The organism is Pseudomonas parafulva, assembly GCF_002021815.1.
Taxonomy (GTDB): Bacteria; Pseudomonadota; Gammaproteobacteria; order Pseudomonadales; family Pseudomonadaceae; genus Aquipseudomonas; species Aquipseudomonas parafulva_B.
On record NZ_CP019952.1, the window covers coordinates 2,760,535 to 2,775,974 of the forward strand.

Annotated in this window: 11 protein-coding genes; 6 read left to right on the forward strand and 5 right to left on the reverse strand. The window is 62.5% G+C overall.

What is annotated here, in order from left to right:
* Positions 1-69 precede the first annotated feature (69 nt).
* Genes B2J77_RS12415 through B2J77_RS12425 form a run of 3 tightly spaced genes read left to right on the forward strand, consistent with a single transcriptional unit; the run spans position 70 to position 2,878 of the window.
* Positions 70-1,080, forward strand: a complete 1,011-nt coding sequence (locus B2J77_RS12415; protein WP_078478764.1) for an ABC transporter substrate-binding protein — start codon at positions 70-72, stop codon at positions 1,078-1,080.
* Positions 1,077-2,093 carry a FecCD family ABC transporter permease gene (locus B2J77_RS12420; RefSeq protein ID WP_078478765.1) on the forward strand — a complete coding sequence of 339 codons (1,017 nt, stop codon included), beginning with the start codon at positions 1,077-1,079 and terminating at the stop codon, positions 2,091-2,093. Before B2J77_RS12415 ends, B2J77_RS12420 begins: the two co-directional genes overlap by 4 nt.
* Positions 2,094-2,098: 5 nt before the next feature.
* Entirely contained in the window at positions 2,099-2,878 is a 780-nt protein-coding gene (locus B2J77_RS12425) for an ABC transporter ATP-binding protein (protein WP_058637429.1), read from the forward strand.
* A gap of 105 nt (positions 2,879-2,983) precedes the next feature.
* Here the strand turns inward: B2J77_RS12425 and B2J77_RS12430 are convergent, their stop codons facing one another.
* Both B2J77_RS12430 and B2J77_RS12435 read right to left on the reverse strand, forming a co-directional pair.
* Positions 2,984-3,304 (reverse strand): hypothetical protein, encoded by a 321-nt coding sequence (locus tag B2J77_RS12430; protein WP_058637345.1) that lies wholly within the window; start codon positions 3,302-3,304, stop codon positions 2,984-2,986.
* Between the two features lie 122 nt (positions 3,305-3,426).
* On the reverse strand, positions 3,427-3,924 hold the full coding sequence (locus tag B2J77_RS12435) for a GNAT family N-acetyltransferase (RefSeq protein WP_078478766.1): 498 nt from the start codon (positions 3,922-3,924) through the stop codon (positions 3,427-3,429).
* 128 nt (positions 3,925-4,052) lie between these two features.
* On the opposite strand from B2J77_RS12435, the gene B2J77_RS12440 reads away from it, so the two are divergent.
* The 3 genes from B2J77_RS12440 (at position 4,053) to B2J77_RS12450 (ending at position 7,666) form a co-directional block, all read left to right on the forward strand.
* A complete protein-coding gene (locus B2J77_RS12440; protein ID WP_078478767.1) occupies positions 4,053-4,532 on the forward strand; it encodes a hypothetical protein in 480 nt (159 codons plus the stop codon).
* A 72-nt stretch (positions 4,533-4,604) separates the two neighbouring features.
* The gene (locus B2J77_RS12445) at positions 4,605-6,170 is read left to right on the forward strand and encodes a sensor domain-containing diguanylate cyclase (protein ID WP_078478768.1); all 1,566 of its coding nucleotides are present in this window, start codon (positions 4,605-4,607) and stop codon (positions 6,168-6,170) included.
* Between the two features lie 158 nt (positions 6,171-6,328).
* Positions 6,329-7,666 carry an MFS transporter gene (locus tag B2J77_RS12450; RefSeq protein ID WP_078479434.1) on the forward strand — a complete coding sequence of 446 codons (1,338 nt, stop codon included), beginning with the start codon at positions 6,329-6,331 and terminating at the stop codon, positions 7,664-7,666.
* A gap of 80 nt (positions 7,667-7,746) precedes the next feature.
* Here B2J77_RS12450 and B2J77_RS12455 read toward each other — a convergent pair whose 3' ends face one another.
* The 3 genes from B2J77_RS12455 to B2J77_RS12465 all read right to left on the reverse strand — a co-directional run bounded on the left by B2J77_RS12455 (position 7,747) and on the right by B2J77_RS12465 (position 15,431).
* The gene (locus tag B2J77_RS12455; protein ID WP_078478769.1) at positions 7,747-8,298 is read right to left on the reverse strand and encodes a DUF4174 domain-containing protein; all 552 of its coding nucleotides are present in this window, start codon (positions 8,296-8,298) and stop codon (positions 7,747-7,749) included.
* Positions 8,299-8,508: 210 nt separating this feature from the next.
* Entirely contained in the window at positions 8,509-12,987 is a 4,479-nt protein-coding gene (locus B2J77_RS12460) for an NEL-type E3 ubiquitin ligase domain-containing protein (RefSeq protein ID WP_078478770.1), read from the reverse strand.
* 83 nt (positions 12,988-13,070) lie between these two features.
* Positions 13,071-15,431, reverse strand: coding sequence for a DNA polymerase II (locus tag B2J77_RS12465; protein ID WP_078478771.1), 2,361 nt, complete (start codon positions 15,429-15,431; stop codon positions 13,071-13,073).
* Positions 15,432-15,440: the final 9 nt, after the last annotated feature.

Below are 15,440 nucleotides of genomic sequence, written 5' to 3' on the forward strand. Positions count from 1 at the left end.
AACCAATAGGGAATCCCGCGTTCGTCTTGCGCGAGCCATCGGGAACTGCCCCACAGGAGATCGTCCTGCATGCTGCCCCGTTTCGCCACCCTGCTTGCTGGCCTTGGCATCGCCGGCCTGGCCCAGGGTGCACCCACCGCGTATCCGCTGACGATCGACAACTGCGGTAAACCCCAGGTGTTCACCCAGGCGCCCCAGCGCGTGGTGACCATCGGTCAGGCGGGCACCGAAATGCTGTACGCGTTGGGCTTGGGTGCCCAGCTCGCCGGTTCATCGCTGTGGTTCAATGACGTATTGCCCGATTACCAGGCGCAAGACGCCAAGGTCCCTCGGCTTGCCGACAACGAGCCCAGCTTCGAGGCGGTGGTGGGCAAGCGCCCGCAACTGGTGACGGCCCAGTTCGAATGGATGGTCGGGGACCAGGGCGCGGTGGGTACGCGCGAGCAATTCGATGAATTGGGCATCGCCACCTATGTGCTGCCGTCGGATTGCGAAGGCAAGGACAACCTGGTAGGCGCCGACGGCACGCGGCTGCAAGCCTTCCAGGTCGAAAGCATTTACAAGAGTGTCAGTGAATTGGCCAGCGTCTTCGATGTGCAGGCCCGTGGCGCCGCCCTCAATGACGAACTCAAGGGCCGTTTGGCCAATGCCCAGGCGCAGCTGGCAGGCGTGGACCTGTCAAACACCTCGGCGCTGTTCTGGTTCTCCAGCGCTGACTTGGCCACCGACCCGTACGTGGCAGGCCGCCAGGGCGTTGCGGATTTCATGCTGCGTACCCTTGGCGTGCGCAACGTGGTGAGCTCCACCGAGGAGTGGCCAACCGTGAGTTGGGAGACATTGGCCAAGGCCAACCCAACCTGGCTGATCATTGCACGCATGGACCGCCGTCGTTTTCCGGCCGACGACTACCAGAAGAAACTCGACTTCTTGCGCAATGACCCTGTGACCCAGCACATGGACGCCGTCAAGCATGGGCGCATCATCGTGCTCGATGCCGAGGCGATGCAGGCGGGCATTCGTTTGTTCCGCGGCTTGCAGACGCTGGCGGCAGCCTTTTCCACTGGCGTTGCAGCCCCGTGATCAAGCGTCTGACGGTGACCTGCGCCGCATTGGTAGCCCTAGGGGGTGCGCTGCTGGCGGGTACTGCGATCGGTGAAAACCCTCTGTCATTGCGCCTGGTCGGCCAGGTGCTGGCCAACCACGCCTGGCAAGCGGGCTACCCGCTCGACCCCATCGATGCTGGTGTTGTGTGGAACTACCGGCTGACCCGTAGCCTCGTCGCGGCGGCTTGCGGCGCCGGGCTGGCCACCTGCGGCGTGATCCTCCAGGCGCTGCTGCGCAATCCGCTGGCCGAGCCCTATCTGCTGGGCCTGTCGGCGGGCGCATCTACAGGAGCGGTGCTGGTGGGTCTGTTGGGCGTGGGCAGCATGACCCTGAGCATGTCTGCTGGGGCCTTCATCGGCGCCTTGGCAGCCTTTGCACTGGTGCTGCTGCTGGCGCGCGCCGCGAGCCCAGGCAGCACGGGGGCTCACGTCATCCTTGCCGGGGTGGCTGGCTCGCAGTTGTTCAATGCTGTGACGGCGCTTCTGATCACCAAGTCGGCGACGGCCGAACAGGCCCGCGGCATCCTGTTCTGGCTGCTGGGCAATCTCAGTGGCGTGCGCTGGCCTTCGGTCTGGCTGACCGTGCCGGTTGCCCTATTGGGCCTTCTGATTTGCCTGTGGCAACGCCGTGCGCTGGATGCGTTCACCTTTGGCGCCGATTCGGCAGCATCCCTGGGCGTGCCGGTACGGCGCACTCAACTGTTACTGATCAGCTGTGCAGCCCTGGTCACCGCCGTCATGGTCTCCATCGTCGGCGCGATCGGTTTCGTGGGCCTGGTCATTCCCCATGCGCTGCGCCTGCTGCTCGGGCCCGGTCATAACCGGCTCCTACCGGCCAGCGCCCTGGGCGGGGCGCTGTTCTTGATCACCGCGGATATCCTGTCGCGGACGTTGATCGCCGGACAGGTCATCCCCGTAGGGGTGGTCACGGCCCTGATCGGCGCACCGGTGTTCGCCGTTATCCTGGTAGCCCGAAGGGGACGCGCGTGACCGCCATGGCGCCCATGCAGCTCGCCCCACTGGATTGCCAGGGCATCAGCCTGCACCTGGGTGGCCGCCCGGTGCTCGACGGGATCGACCTGACGGTGCACGCCGGTGAGACCCTGGCCATCGTCGGGCCAAACGGCTCGGGGAAGTCGTCGCTGCTCAAGGTGCTGGCAGGCCTTCGCAAGCCCGCCACGGGGACCGTGCAACTTCTGGGCAAGTCGCTCTCGCGTCTGCCTCGCAGAACGGTGGCAAGGGCATTGGCACTTGTCGAGCAGCATGCTGACACGCTCGATGCCATTCGAGTCTTCGACGCCGTGGCGTTGGGCCGCATCCCATGGTTATCGGCCTTGGCGCCGCTCGGTGACGACGACAAGGCCATCGTCGAGCACGCCCTGGCTGATGTGGATGCGCTGCATTTGCGCAGCCGCCTGTGGGGGTCGTTGTCCGGTGGCGAGCGCCAGCGCGTTCACATCGCCCGGGCGCTGGCGCAACGCCCCGCGGTGCTATTGCTGGACGAGCCCACCAACCACCTCGATATCCAGCATCAACTCGCCTTGTTGCAGCAGGTGCAGGGGTTGCCGGTCACGACGCTGGTGGCCCTGCATGATCTCAATCAGGCATTGACGTGCGACCGTGTGGCGGTGTTGAACAATGGGCGACTGGTCGCCTTGGGCAAACCGCTGGATGTGCTCACGCCCGCTTGCTTGCTGAGCACCTTCGGCGTTCACGCGCACGTGCTCACCGACCCGATGGACGGCGCTCAGGTACTGCGTTTTCGCTGCGCGTGAGTGCCTCCGTGCCACGCGGCGCATTGTGGACGGCGGGTAGGCTGACGGCCGTGCGTGTTGAATACGGGCGGCGGCAGCGAAGCCACCGCGCGCCCATGTCAGCGGTCAGTGAACCGTGTCGGTCGCCGTGCGGCACCATTGCGCCCGCTCCTGACCGGTGAGTGAGTCCGACAGTTCGATGAAGGTGGCTTCCAGTTCCGGTTCGACGTGACCGGCCACCTCGATGCGACTGAGCAGGTACTGCCTGACCGTCCTGGGCCATCGGCCCTCTCGGTGCGCGGCATTGATGATGCTGGCGGCATCCTGGCGGGTGGCGCCACGCCATATGTCCATCAGGCGGTTTTGGAAATCGTCGAACGACCAACCGTCTGTGCGAACTTCGAATTCATCCAGCAGTTTCAGTTTGTACAGGGCCATGTGCGGCATTGTCGCTCTCCCTCTGCGGCTGTAAAAAGTCCGTGCACGAGGAAGCAAATCATCACCTGCCTTGTAAGAAAATGAACGCGTGGTCCATCACGCCCACGTCAATGTAGGACATGTCCGAGCGCTTAACGCAGCCGCAGGTCCATGTGGGTTGTCTGCCAGACCGGGTCGTCCTCGACCTGCAGCAGGGTGAAGCCCTGTCGCTCCCAGAAGCTGACGGCCCCCGGCAGAAACGGATGGGTATGCAGGTAAAAACGGTCGATTTCTTCGCTTGCCGCTTGCGCCGTCAAGGCCCTGAACAAGCGCGCCGCAACGCCGTGCCGGCGATAGGCAGGCAACACGAACAGACGCACGACCTCGACCACACGCTGGTCACCGTAATCGAACTGGGCAAAACGATTGTCATAGGGCAGGTAGCCGATTACGCCCACCAGGTCTGCGCCTGCCCGTGCTTCGATGAACGCGCCGGCGCCTTGCAGATAGACATCATCAAAATGTTCAAGGTCCGCAGGTTTGGGCGCGCTGGCAAGCATCGGAAACAAGTCCCGCCGCGCGGCCTCGACAAAGGCCACGACCTCCTCACGGGTTTCTGGGGTCACGGGGCTCAGGATCAGTTCAGGCATGGGGCAACCGTTGCAGTGAAAGGGCCTGGTTCTACCGCAGCGAGCCCGGCAAGGCAAATGCAACGCTCGTCCAGGACGCGTGCGCACCCCTATAATTGCCCTACTCCACAGCCCACTCAGGCCAAGCCATGCCTCGCCCTTCGAAGTTGCTGCTCATGTTTGCGCTCATCGCCGCGGTCACGGCGTGCGACCAGAAGCCCACGCGTGAAGAACAGATCGTTGCCCAGCTGCCACTGCAGGAGGCTTATGACCACAACATTCAACGCATGGCCGTGCTCCTTGCAGGCAAGTACCCGGACGTGAGCCAAGCCAGCATCGAACAGGTGCTGCGCCGACACCTGACCGTTGACGACCAGCGCCAGGACCTGTTCCGCCTGTACAGCGAACAGAATTTTACCGATGCCGAATTCGCCAGTATCGTCGGCGCCTTGCAGGACCCCGCCAAGGCCCGCGCTTTGGAAAAAACCCCTGAAGGCAAGCGGTTGAGCGAAAAACTCACGGCACTGATGCAGCAAACCGCCGCAGATGCCAAGGTACAGGCGGTGGCTGAACAGCGCATGCAGGACGTGGAGGCAGAACTCCAGGCTCTGGAAAACCCCGCCCCCTGAGCGTCACGCGCTACGCGACGGCTATCGAGGATTGCTTGCCATTCTCCGTATCTGATGATTTCGAGGTCAGGATTGCCAAACACCAAGCATGGATTGCGACTGGACCTGCGCAGGCTCATTCTGGTGCTCTGTGCACTCACTGCACTGGTAATGCTGTGCGCCAGCTATTTTGCCAGCTACCGCGTCCAGCGCCAGTTGCTGATCGATCACGCGCTGGAAGCGAACCGGGTGTACGCCACCAAGCTGGCCAGCATCACCGAAACCTTCATCGGGAACGCCTTGCAGCAATTGCAGTTCAGCGCAGGTGTGCAAGGCCGGCAACTGAGTGACGCCGTGGCCTTGCAGGCTGAAACACACCGCGTGCTGGCGCAGAGCATGGCGTTCAATTCCACCTTCGTGATCGATGCCGACGGCACGTTGCTGTCCGTCTCCCCTGCGCCGCTGCGGCACCTGGTGGGCGGGCGCATGCACTCCCCGGGGGTCGACGAAGCGCTGCACCTGCGGCGTGCGCTGGTCTCTACCCCTTACGTCTCCGCTGCCAACAACTTGGTGGTCACCCTCTCGCAGCCGATCATCGACGAGCAAGGCCGTTACCTGGGCTACGTAGGGGGCACGCTCTACCTGCGCGAACACAACATCCTCAACAGTTTGCTGGGCGAGCATTTCTACAAGGACGGCTCATATCTCTATGTAGTCGACCACCAACGACGCCTGCTCTACCACCCTGATAACCAGCGTGTCGGTACCGTCGTGCAGGGCAATGCCTTGATCGACCAGTTGCCAACGCTGCCCAGCGGCACCCTGGCACTCACCAACAGCCAGAACGTCGAGATGCTAGCAGGCTTCGCCACCGTGCCCAGTGCCCGTTGGGGCGTGGTCGCCCAGCAGCCACTGTCACGCACCGTGGCACCGCTCAATACCCTGGTCCTCAACGTGATAGGTGCATCGGTGCCACTGGCGCTGGTCGGCAGCCTGTTGCTCTGGTGGCTGGCATTGGTCATCGCTCGGCCACTCTGGCAGCTCGCCGCCAGTGCAAGGAGGATGGACAGCGCCAACACGGCCGAAGATTTGCACCGGGTGCGTGCGTGGTATTTCGAGGCAGCTGAGCTCAAGCGAGCGTTGTTGTTCGGCCTGAATTTGCTACACGAACGCATTGGCCGGCTGAACCGCGAAGCCCAGACCGACCCCCTGACAGGGCTGGTCAATCGCCGCGGGCTGGAATTCAGCCTGTCGTTGTTAGAGGCTGAAGGCCGGCGTTTTTCAGCCATCGTCATGGACGTGGATCATTTCAAACGGATCAACGACAGCCACGGGCACGACACAGGCGATGCCGTGCTACGACAACTGGCCCATTCGATGCGCCGCTGTTGTCGGGAAGGCGACTTGCTTTGCCGTACTGGCGGCGAGGAGTTTCTGATGCTATTGCCTGGCGCAGACCTGGCTGTGGCAGCCAGTGTGGCCGAGCGCCTGCGCGCGATCATCGAGGACACCCCGATAGCTCCGGTGGGCGACCTGACTGTGTCGCTTGGAGTGGCGCATTGGGAAGGCACAGACGATGCGGCCGGCACGTTGGCCGCGGCTGACAGAGCGCTTTATCTGGCCAAGCAGAGTGGGCGCAACCGCGTTGTCGTGGCCTAGAGCTCCAACCGCCCCGGTCGTTTCTGGCATCCAAAGGTCGTCCTCGACAAAGCAACCCATAAGCGGGGCCGATCTACTGACAACCACAACAAATGATGGCGCGGCTCGACCGCACCACGCTCGTCATGGCTGCCAATGGAAAATCGGAGAGCACCCGCATGTCCGCACCTCACGAGGTATCCCCTGCCACCCTGCGCAGGGTGATCGCCGCTTCGGCCATCGGCAATTTCGTCGAATGGTTCGACTTCGCCGTCTACGGCTTTCTTGCAACCCTCATCGCCAGCCAGTTCTTCGCCAGTGGCGACCCGAGCGTCGCCTTGCTCAAGACCTTCGCCGTGTTTGCCGTGGCGTTCGCCCTGCGCCCACTGGGTGGCATCGTGTTCGGCGCGCTGGGAGACCGCCTGGGACGCAAGCGCATCCTGTCGCTGACTATCTTGCTGATGGCAGGCTCCACCACCCTCATCGGCCTGCTCCCAACGTATGCCAGCATCGGATTGGCAGCCCCCGTACTGTTGACGCTTGCACGCTGCCTGCAAGGCTTCTCGGCCGGAGGTGAATATGCGGGGGCATGTGCCTACCTGATGGAGCATGCACCAAACGACAAGCGCGCGTTCTACGGCAGCTTCGTGCCGGTCTCGACGTTCTCGGCCTTTGCCTGCGCTGCCGTGATCGCCTACGGCCTGGAAGCAAGCCTGAGCACGGAAGCCATGGCCGCCTGGGGCTGGCGTGTACCGTTTCTGATCGCCGCACCCTTGGGCCTGGTGGGTTTGTACCTGCGCTGGCGCATGGAAGAAACGCCAGCCTTCCGTGAAGCACTGGCGCAAGGCAAGGAACATGAGCATTCGCCCCTCAAGCAGACGCTGCGCCACCATGGACGCGCGATACGCAACCTGGGCGCGTTCATCTCCCTCACCGCACTGTCGTTCTATATGTTCACCACCTACTTTGCCACCTACCTGCAACTGGTGGGCAACCTGACTCGCGCCCAGTCATTGCTGGTGACCACTGTTGCGCTGCTGTTCGCCGCCGCGGGTTGCCCGGTTGCCGGCGCTGTGTCGGATCGCATCGGGCGGCGCAAAACCATTGGCTTTACCTGCTTGTGGGTGATGCTGTGCGTGTTCCCGGCCTACTGGCTGGCCAGCTCGGGGTCGATGTTCGGCGCCCTGCTAGGTGTGGTGCTGCTGGCGGTGGGTGCATTGTCCAGCGGCGTTGTAACGGCGGCCCTGCTATCGGAAAGCTTCCCTACACGTACCCGCTATACAGCCTCGGCCATTACCTATAACGTGGCCTACACCCTGTTCGGCGGCACCGCCCCGCTGGTCGCGACCTGGCTGATCGGGCAGACAGGCAGCAGTCTGGCGCCAGCTTTCTACCTGGTCGTCATTGCCTTGATAGCGCTAGTGGGCGGGCTGGCATTGCCGGAAACTTCGCGGATATCGCTGCACGATGACCCTACTCTCGTTGCGACTGGCAGCGCCGGGCAACCCACCGCCTGACCCGTAAGGGCTGCACCGGCGGCTGCACCGGCAACCCCGCATGGCGCCCGCCCTTCGCAGGCGCTTGCTTGACAAAACGCTCAATCTTCCAGGGGCTTGGGCGGTGCACTGGGCTTGGAGGGCTTGGCCGGTTTTGCATCCTTGGTCTTTTCCTGCGCCGCGGCCGCGGCCGGCTCGGATGCCTTGATCGCTTTCTCACTCGCAGGTAGGTCGTCCACCGCCTTGATGATGGCCTGGGGGTCGAGAACCTCCCCGGTGTCATCGTCCTTGAGCATGTGCCGCTCACCGTCCTTGCCAACGAGGATGACCTTGGTGCCTTTACTGGCACCGAGCTTGAGCTCGCGGATCAGTGCCATGGTGGTCTGCTGCTCAAGGTTCTTGTCGCCCTGTTTCCCCATCATCTGGGCGACGCTGTACAGCACGACGTTACGCTCCTCGAAGGCGGCCTGCGTAGCCGGATCCTCCATGGCCTTGGTAATGGCCCTGAGGGTGGGGTCGGCACTGCTAGGTGCGATGATGACCAATGGCCTTGCCTTGCCCAGCTCCTGGGCCAGTGGCCCATTATTGTCAGCCGCAAAAGCCGGGCTCACAGCGGCGAGCAAGGCGGCGAGGGTCAGTGACCGGACGAGCATGCGCATCTCCTTTTTCTCTCGATCAAACAAAGACTACAGACCTTGGAGAAAGGTCCGACGCAGGAGCCTAAACCAACCCACCCGGCAAGGCGCAACTCAAAAGTAACTGGAGGTGTCCACCCTGCCAGGTGGCGCCCTAGATAGCCCATGCATGCCTATGAGCATAGCTCAACACGCTTATCCTGCGCTGGTACGACGGCCTGCTTCACCTCAGGGTGAGATGGGCTCGGCCGCGCTGTCCAGCGCCTGACGCGTGATGGCCAGCAGAAGAGCGCGCTCGCCTGTCTGGCGTTGCTGTGAAATTTCTTCTGTCTGCTGCAACACCTGCTGTTCGCTCAGATCAGGAGCCTCTTGCACAGCCTCCAGCCGTGCATGAAAAGGGGCGTTCATCTCCTCAAAACGCTGCGCATGCACGTTGCGTACGTGCCTGCACCAGAACTCCCGATCCAACAGAGAGTTGGCCAGTTGCTCGCTGGTTTCTGCCTGCAGCACGCGCCTGGCTGCCCGCTCCATATGCGCTTCGGTAACCCCGGCTACCTCCCTGAATGACATGCCGCTGGTGAAGATGGGCAGGTCAAGGCGCTCGCGTAGCGCCAGGCGGTAAGCCAGCACCACCTCGATCTCGTCAGGATCGGCACCATCGGCCTGGCGCCAGCGCACGTCATCCATGGCCACACGCTCGACCTCATCCAAGCGCCACAGCTGCCGCCCCAGGTGCAAAAGAGCCTGTTCCTGATCACCTTGCTGCGCTTGGGCGTCGGCCTGCCAGACCCGCAGGCGCACTTCAAGGTCGCTGAAACGCAGAGCCACGCTGTCCTGACAGGTCAGTTGCTCGGCATCGCTGAACATCGCCACCCTCAGGTCGCTCGAATCTCGCATGGCCCTCAACAGTGTCAGTACTCGGCCGGCGAGATACCGCGCACCAGTGCGGTGCTGAAAATCCGCTGTGTCCATGAGGCGTTCGAGTAGACCGAAGAACTCGCCGGCGTCCTCCATGGCCTGCAGGTGTTCCCAGCAGGCGCCCAGTTCGGTGCGATGGTTCAGGCCGATCGCATCCATCCAGCGCAGTCGCACCAGTCCCATCGCTCGGTTACGGGCGCGGGTAGCGGCCGTGAGCAACGCTTGCGCCAGCCGCTCACGCTCAGCAGCCGACAGCGGATTGCCGCCCAGGTGGACTTCACCCTCCACCCACAGGCGCGATTCATAGAAGTTCTCAGGCAACGCCGTGAGCAGGTTGTCGCGCAAATCGACCACCCGCAGGGATGTACTCTCGAGTAGTTGGTAAGGCAAGCTGCGCAGGCCGGCGCCTGCTATACGCAACTCGTGCAGGTATGTCAGCCCGCCCACCGAAAACGGCCTGCCCAACGGGTTACGTGAGAGGTCCAGATAACGCAAGTTGCTGCAGCAAGCCAGAATAGTGGCCTGCCCCGCATCAAGCACGATGTGGTTGTGTGCCATGTTCAGCGTCCACAGATGTTCCAGCTGCAGGAGCGCCTGGGGAATCCGCAAGAGCTGGTTATCGGGAAGCTCGAGCGAACGAACACTGGTGAATGCACCCAGGAAGCTTTCAGGCAAATGGCGGATGCTGGCGTCGCGCAGTGCCAGTGAATACACATGGCCGAACCCTACCTGGGACGGCAGCTCCGGTAGGCTTTCGGTATGAATGCCAATCATGTCCCAACGATAGGCTTGGATAAGACTGTCGCCGTGCATGCCCTCATCCAGGACGTGCTGCCAGCAATTGCGCAAGGCTCGTCCAAGCGATCGGCGGCGTTGTCGTTCGGCATGGCTAGATCCTTGCCTGGCCCATGTGCGCAACTGCGCGCTGAGGAGCCGGTACTGATCCTCCAGGCGTCGCAACCGTGCTTCGATCCCCCCTGCGGCCGATCGCGCATCATCCAGCCACGCGTCAAGCTGGGTATCGGTATAAGTGGGGTACAGAAACCTCAGCCTTCGCAGGTAGGGGTTCGGCCTGCGCCCTCCACGTCCACTGAGCAGGTACCCCACGCGACCGTCGGCCAAGCGGGTGGGCAATTGCCAGCGGCGGCGAGTCGTGATGCCCAGGAGCTCAGGCAATGCTGCCCGGTGAACCTGGGCGAGCGCAGCGACTTCTTGGCGCAAACATTGGGCGAAAGGCTGATGCAGCCCCATGGAGGTCAGTTGTGCCTGATCATAGGCACTCACGATGGCGTCGAACAGGTCGCCGGGAGGACAGATCTCCTGCGCGAAGGCGTTTCTCACGCTGTAGCCTTGGGTTTCATGGAACAGCTGCAGCTCGGCATCCCCTTCTCCAACACTGGCCAGTTGTACGCCGTTGGACTGCGCACTTAACAGCCGCCAACGTACATTACCGATGCCGCCAGCTCGATAAGCGAGCAACCCCAGGACCAACTTGGCCAAATCCGTATCCTGGGACGTCCGCAAATACAGGCTTTCGAGGGCGCGTTGCACCCGAATGTACGAGCTGCGCTGACGGGCAGCTTCGGCCAGTTGCAAGGGTACGCGGCCAGTCTGACGCAGACGTTGCAGGTCGACGCTGCTCGCATTGGCCAGCAGCGTCTGTGCCGCAGCAGGGTACAAGCGTGGAAATACGCACTGTAAGGCTTGGATTTCCTGGCTCGAAGGGGGCGTTTGCTGATCCAACAGGTGCTGCATGACTTCGTACCGTTGTCCATCGAGCTGCGCCGCTAGATCCACATTGGACAGCCCTTCGCCACCGGTCAGCTGGACAACCTGCGCCAGCAGGCTCTGATCCTCGGCTACAACGCCAGTGCGCAACTGCACCAGCAGGTTGTCGACACGCTGAGCAAGATGCGCACGGCTGCTGGTGTCGATCAGCGCTGGCAAGGGGTCGGCGCCGCGAATATGCAAACCGCGTAGCTGGTCGTCGTCGAGCGCGTGAATGGCCATGACCTGCTCGATGCGCGTGTCATCGAGTTCTGCCATCGGCCCGCCCAATCGCCTGAACAGGTAATGGGTTGTCGACCAATCGAGGGGGGATTCACTCCACAACCGCCACGCACCTGCACCGTTGTGCTGTAAAAGAGGACCCATACCGTCGCGCGGCAACAGTTGCCACTGATCGTCGGTCGCCCGTTGCTGCACCGGGTAAGTGTGGCCGTCCATGCGGATCCATGCATCAGTGCCTTGGCGGCTGATTCCCTCGTGATCTGTCAACGCTTGAGCAGGTGGCGGGGCGCTTCGAAACGGCGACAAGTCCTCAGACCACAGGCGCGCGCCGTCATCTTGCACATCGGACTGGACCAGGCCATCAACCCAGGTCGAGCGTTTCCACGCCTTGGCCAAGCCATAACCCGCCCCTGCGGTAGCGCCAATCAGCGTGACTTCAGCGGCCACATGGGTCATATGATTCATGGCCTGCTCCGTCTCGCCCTCATGCCAAGCGTCCACCCCATGGAACACCTCCTTCAGCAACTCCCAAGCAGTCACGGCAAGCAGTACCAAGCCCAACCCAGGTAGCCAGAAGCTGGCCAATCCCAGCAGCGTCCAGCCTTCGGCTGCCAGGCGTTGCTCATGGGCACGCTCGAGCGCTCGATCCAAAGCGTTGACCGGAGGCGCCAGCGTCGCGGCATCGTCCATCACGTGTTGAGCGCGAGCGCTGGCGAGCGTTTCGAACACAGGCTCCGACAAGATGCTCGCCACCGGGTACAGGTCAGCCGTGGCCCAGACCGGCATGTCCTCATAGAACGCCGTTGCGATCTGGCTGAAGAACCGTTGGCTATCACGACGTCGGATGAAACGCGCAAAAAACTGCTGATAGGCAGGCTGGCGCAAGCGTTTGTTCAGCACGGTGCGTTCAAAGCGCTCCAGATTATCGGCAACGCTCCAGGCTCCAAACGGGTCACCCGGGATATACACCAGCACACGCTTGCTCGAGGTGTAGAAAGGTGCCAACGATTCGTTCCGCACATCCAGCACCAGAATCTGCTGCAATGGACAGTCCAGGATCTGCAGACGTTTGGGAATCACCCGATCGCCGTGCAGGTGTCCAAGCCTGCCGCTTTGCCACAAGTCGACCAGCAGTTTGAGTTCCCCAGGGGCAAATACGCCCTGGGCGTCAGCCTTGAATGCATCAAGCAACATTTCGTGCCGGTTCAGCTCGCCCAGTAGCGCTTGCATGGAGGCCGACGTCAGATGGGCGGCCAAGTGCTGCTGATAGAGCGCCCCTAGATCCAATTCCCGGACCCATTGGGCAAACCGAGCGGCACTAAGTCCCGGCACCGCGTTACCTGCCGCGTCATATACGCCGGCCATGGGCGGCAAGATCTGTGACTGCATCTCTTGAGCGGTAAAATTTCGCAATACGGCTTCGAGCAGCGGTATCAGGTAGTACTCGCGCTTGGTCAAGGGCACCCGCACAGGGAAGTACGTGGCCAGCGGCACCTCGTAAGCATTGCGAAACCACAACTGGTCCACGCCCTGGGTGATACCGAAGCGCGCGCTCAAGGTCTTCTCCAGCAGGGGCTTGGCGAATGCGTCGATGCCTTTGATCGATCCCCACCGCGCCGCCAGACGGTGGCGGCAGGTCAGGCTGCTGTTGAGGGCTTGGCCTGCCTGGGTGACGAATGCCTTGTCGAGCTCTTTGAGCCAGCCCGGCAAGCGAGCAGCGATCAGGCCGTCCTGGCCGGCCTGCTCTGCCAGTTGAAGATCAGTGAGTGCGGTATCCATCAGTTAATCCCGTGAAATGATTGTGCACGGGAGGTTAGCGAGACCTAAGAACAAACCCGTGGCGACGGGGTACTACCTCAGGGTTAAAACAGCAGCATCTGGTCATCGATCAACGCAGAAAAGCTGTCACCCACAAAGGGAAGAATCGCATCGGCGACCGGCTGCAGCTGGCGCGAAAGATAATGGTCATAGTCGATGGGGGCACGACGGTTCTCCAGCGGCTGGGGCCCGGCGGTGGTCATGAGGTAGCTGATCCAGCCCCCCCGCTGGTACTGGAGCGAGCGACCCAGTTGCCGGTTGTAGTCATCGGCAAGCCGTGCGGCCCGTACGTGCGGTGGCACGTTGCGCTGATACTCAGCCAACGGGCGGCGCAGGCGTTTGCGGTACACAAGCGAAGCGTCGTGCTTCCCGCCAAGCATCTGACTGACGTACTCGCGTACGTATTCGCGGTAAGGCTCACCGCGAAAAATTCGCCGGTAGAGCTGCTGCTGGAAGGTTCTGGCCAACGGCGACCAATCGGTGCGTACCGATTCCAGCCCTTTGTAGACCATGTCTTCGGTGCCATCGGCACGCTGGACGAGGCCGGCATAGCGCTTTTTGCTGCCCTCCTCGGTGCCGCGTATGGTGGGCATGAGAAAACGTCGGTAATGGGTTTCGAACTGCAGCTCAAGCGCGCTCTCCAGGCCAAGCGTCTGGCGCAGGTGCTCGCGCCACCACCGATTTACCTCGCTCACCAGTGCATTGCCAATCTGCGCAGCCGCCGCTTCATCGTGGCCGGTCTTGAGCCAGACGAACGTCGAGTCCGTATCGCCGTAGATCACGTCATACCCGCGGGCTTCGACCAGGGCGCGGGTCTGGCGCATGATCTGGTGCCCGCGCAACGTGATCGAGGAGGCCAGACGCGCGTCGAAAAATCGGCAGCCGCTTGAGCCTAATACACCGTAGAAGGCATTCATGATGATTTTCAGCGCCTGTGACAATGGCGCATTGCAATCCTGCTTGGCTTGTTCCCTGGCGCGCCACACACGTTCGACGATCGCCGGTAGACAGTGACGTGTGCGGGAGAAACGCGCCCCTCTGAAACCCTCGACCGAACGCGCGTCATCTGGCTGTTGCAGCCCTTCGGCGAGGCCGACAGGGTCAATCAGAAATGTGCGGATGATCGAGGGGTACAGGCTCTTGTAGTCCAGCACCAGCACCGAATCGTATAGCCCAGGTCGGGAATCCATGACGAACCCGCCGGGGCTGGCTTCCTCGGGGCGGCTGCCCAGGTTGGGCGCGACGTAGCCCTGGCGGTGCATGTGCGGCATATACAAGTGGCAGAAGGCAGCCACCGAGCCACCGCTGCGGTCTGCCGCCAGGCCCGTGACCGAAGCACGCTCAAGCAGAAACTCCAGCAACCGGGTGTGGGCAAAGATGCGTGTGACCAGTTCACAGTCCTTGAGGTTGTAGCGGGCCAGCGCAGGCTTGTCCTCGGCGAACATGCGATTGATTTCATCCATGCGCTGGTAAGGAGTGCTGATGGCCTTGCCGTCACCCAAGAGGGTTTGCGCAACATTCTCAAGGCTGAACGATGGAAAACTCCACGTTGCCGAGCGCAGCGCTTCGACGCCGTCGATCACTAACCTGCCGGGCACATCGATGAAGACATGGCCACCGCTACCTGACGCGCGCAGAGTCATGGGCGCCCCGCCCCTGCCCAGGTCCATGGCCACTTGTAGCTTTTTGCCGTGTTCATGCAGCAGGCGCAGATCGAACTGCACCACGTTCCAGCCGATGATCGCGTCCGGGTCGTGGCGCGCTATCCAGTGGTTCAGGCAGTGCAGCAACGCACTGCGATCGGCGCAGTAGTGCAGGTCGAAGTCAACCTCACTGGCGTCGCCGTTGGCTGGGCCAAGCATGTACACCTGGCGCTGTCCGCAGCCTTCCAGGGCAATGCTGTACAACTCTCCCCGCTCGGTAGTTTCGATGTCCAGCGACACCAGGCGCAGCGAGGGACGGTAGCTGCCGTGCGGCTTGAGCTGGGCATCGCAGAGCACGCCCCGCTCGTCCAGGCGTCCAGCGAACTGCACAGGGGCTGTAATGAAGCGCTCCATCAGGTAGCGCTCCGGTGGCCTGACATCGGCCTCGTAGACGTCGATACCTGCGGTACGCAGCCGTTGTTCCAGCTGCAACAGCTGCCGGTAGTGCCGGCAGTACAGCCCTACCACTGGGCGTTGATCGAACGTCTTCAACCCAAGCGGGCGCAGCTCTGCATCTGGCTCGTCGGCCAGCAGCAGCTGCGCGTGCGCTTGTTGCGCCTGCGGGACGAACGCCACGTTGACCTGGGGCGCCAGTCTCACTTGCCGAGGGCCCTGATCGGTGGCCAACCACAGCTCCACGCACGTGCCTGCCTGCGTGTCGTACCAGTGCCGGGTCAGGACGAAGCCCTGCTGCAAATCCACTGCCGCGCC

What these genes read in the sequence shown, in the direction of transcription:
- B2J77_RS12415 (WP_078478764.1), top strand. Translation starts at nt 70, where the DNA reads ATGCTGCCCCGTTTCGCCACCCTGCTTGCTGGCCTTGGCATCGCCGGC.
- B2J77_RS12425 (WP_058637429.1), top strand. Translation starts at nt 2,099, where the DNA reads ATGGCGCCCATGCAGCTCGCCCCACTGGATTGCCAGGGCATCAGCCTG.
- B2J77_RS12430 (WP_058637345.1), bottom strand. Translation starts at nt 3,304, where the DNA reads ATGCCGCACATGGCCCTGTACAAACTGAAACTGCTGGATGAATTCGAA.
- B2J77_RS12435 (WP_078478766.1), bottom strand. Translation starts at nt 3,924, where the DNA reads ATGCCTGAACTGATCCTGAGCCCCGTGACCCCAGAAACCCGTGAGGAG.
- B2J77_RS12440 (WP_078478767.1), top strand. Translation starts at nt 4,053, where the DNA reads ATGCCTCGCCCTTCGAAGTTGCTGCTCATGTTTGCGCTCATCGCCGCG.
- B2J77_RS12450 (WP_078479434.1), top strand. Translation starts at nt 6,329, where the DNA reads ATGTCCGCACCTCACGAGGTATCCCCTGCCACCCTGCGCAGGGTGATC.
- B2J77_RS12455 (WP_078478769.1), bottom strand. Translation starts at nt 8,298, where the DNA reads ATGCTCGTCCGGTCACTGACCCTCGCCGCCTTGCTCGCCGCTGTGAGC.
- B2J77_RS12460 (WP_078478770.1), bottom strand. Translation starts at nt 12,987, where the DNA reads ATGGATACCGCACTCACTGATCTTCAACTGGCAGAGCAGGCCGGCCAG.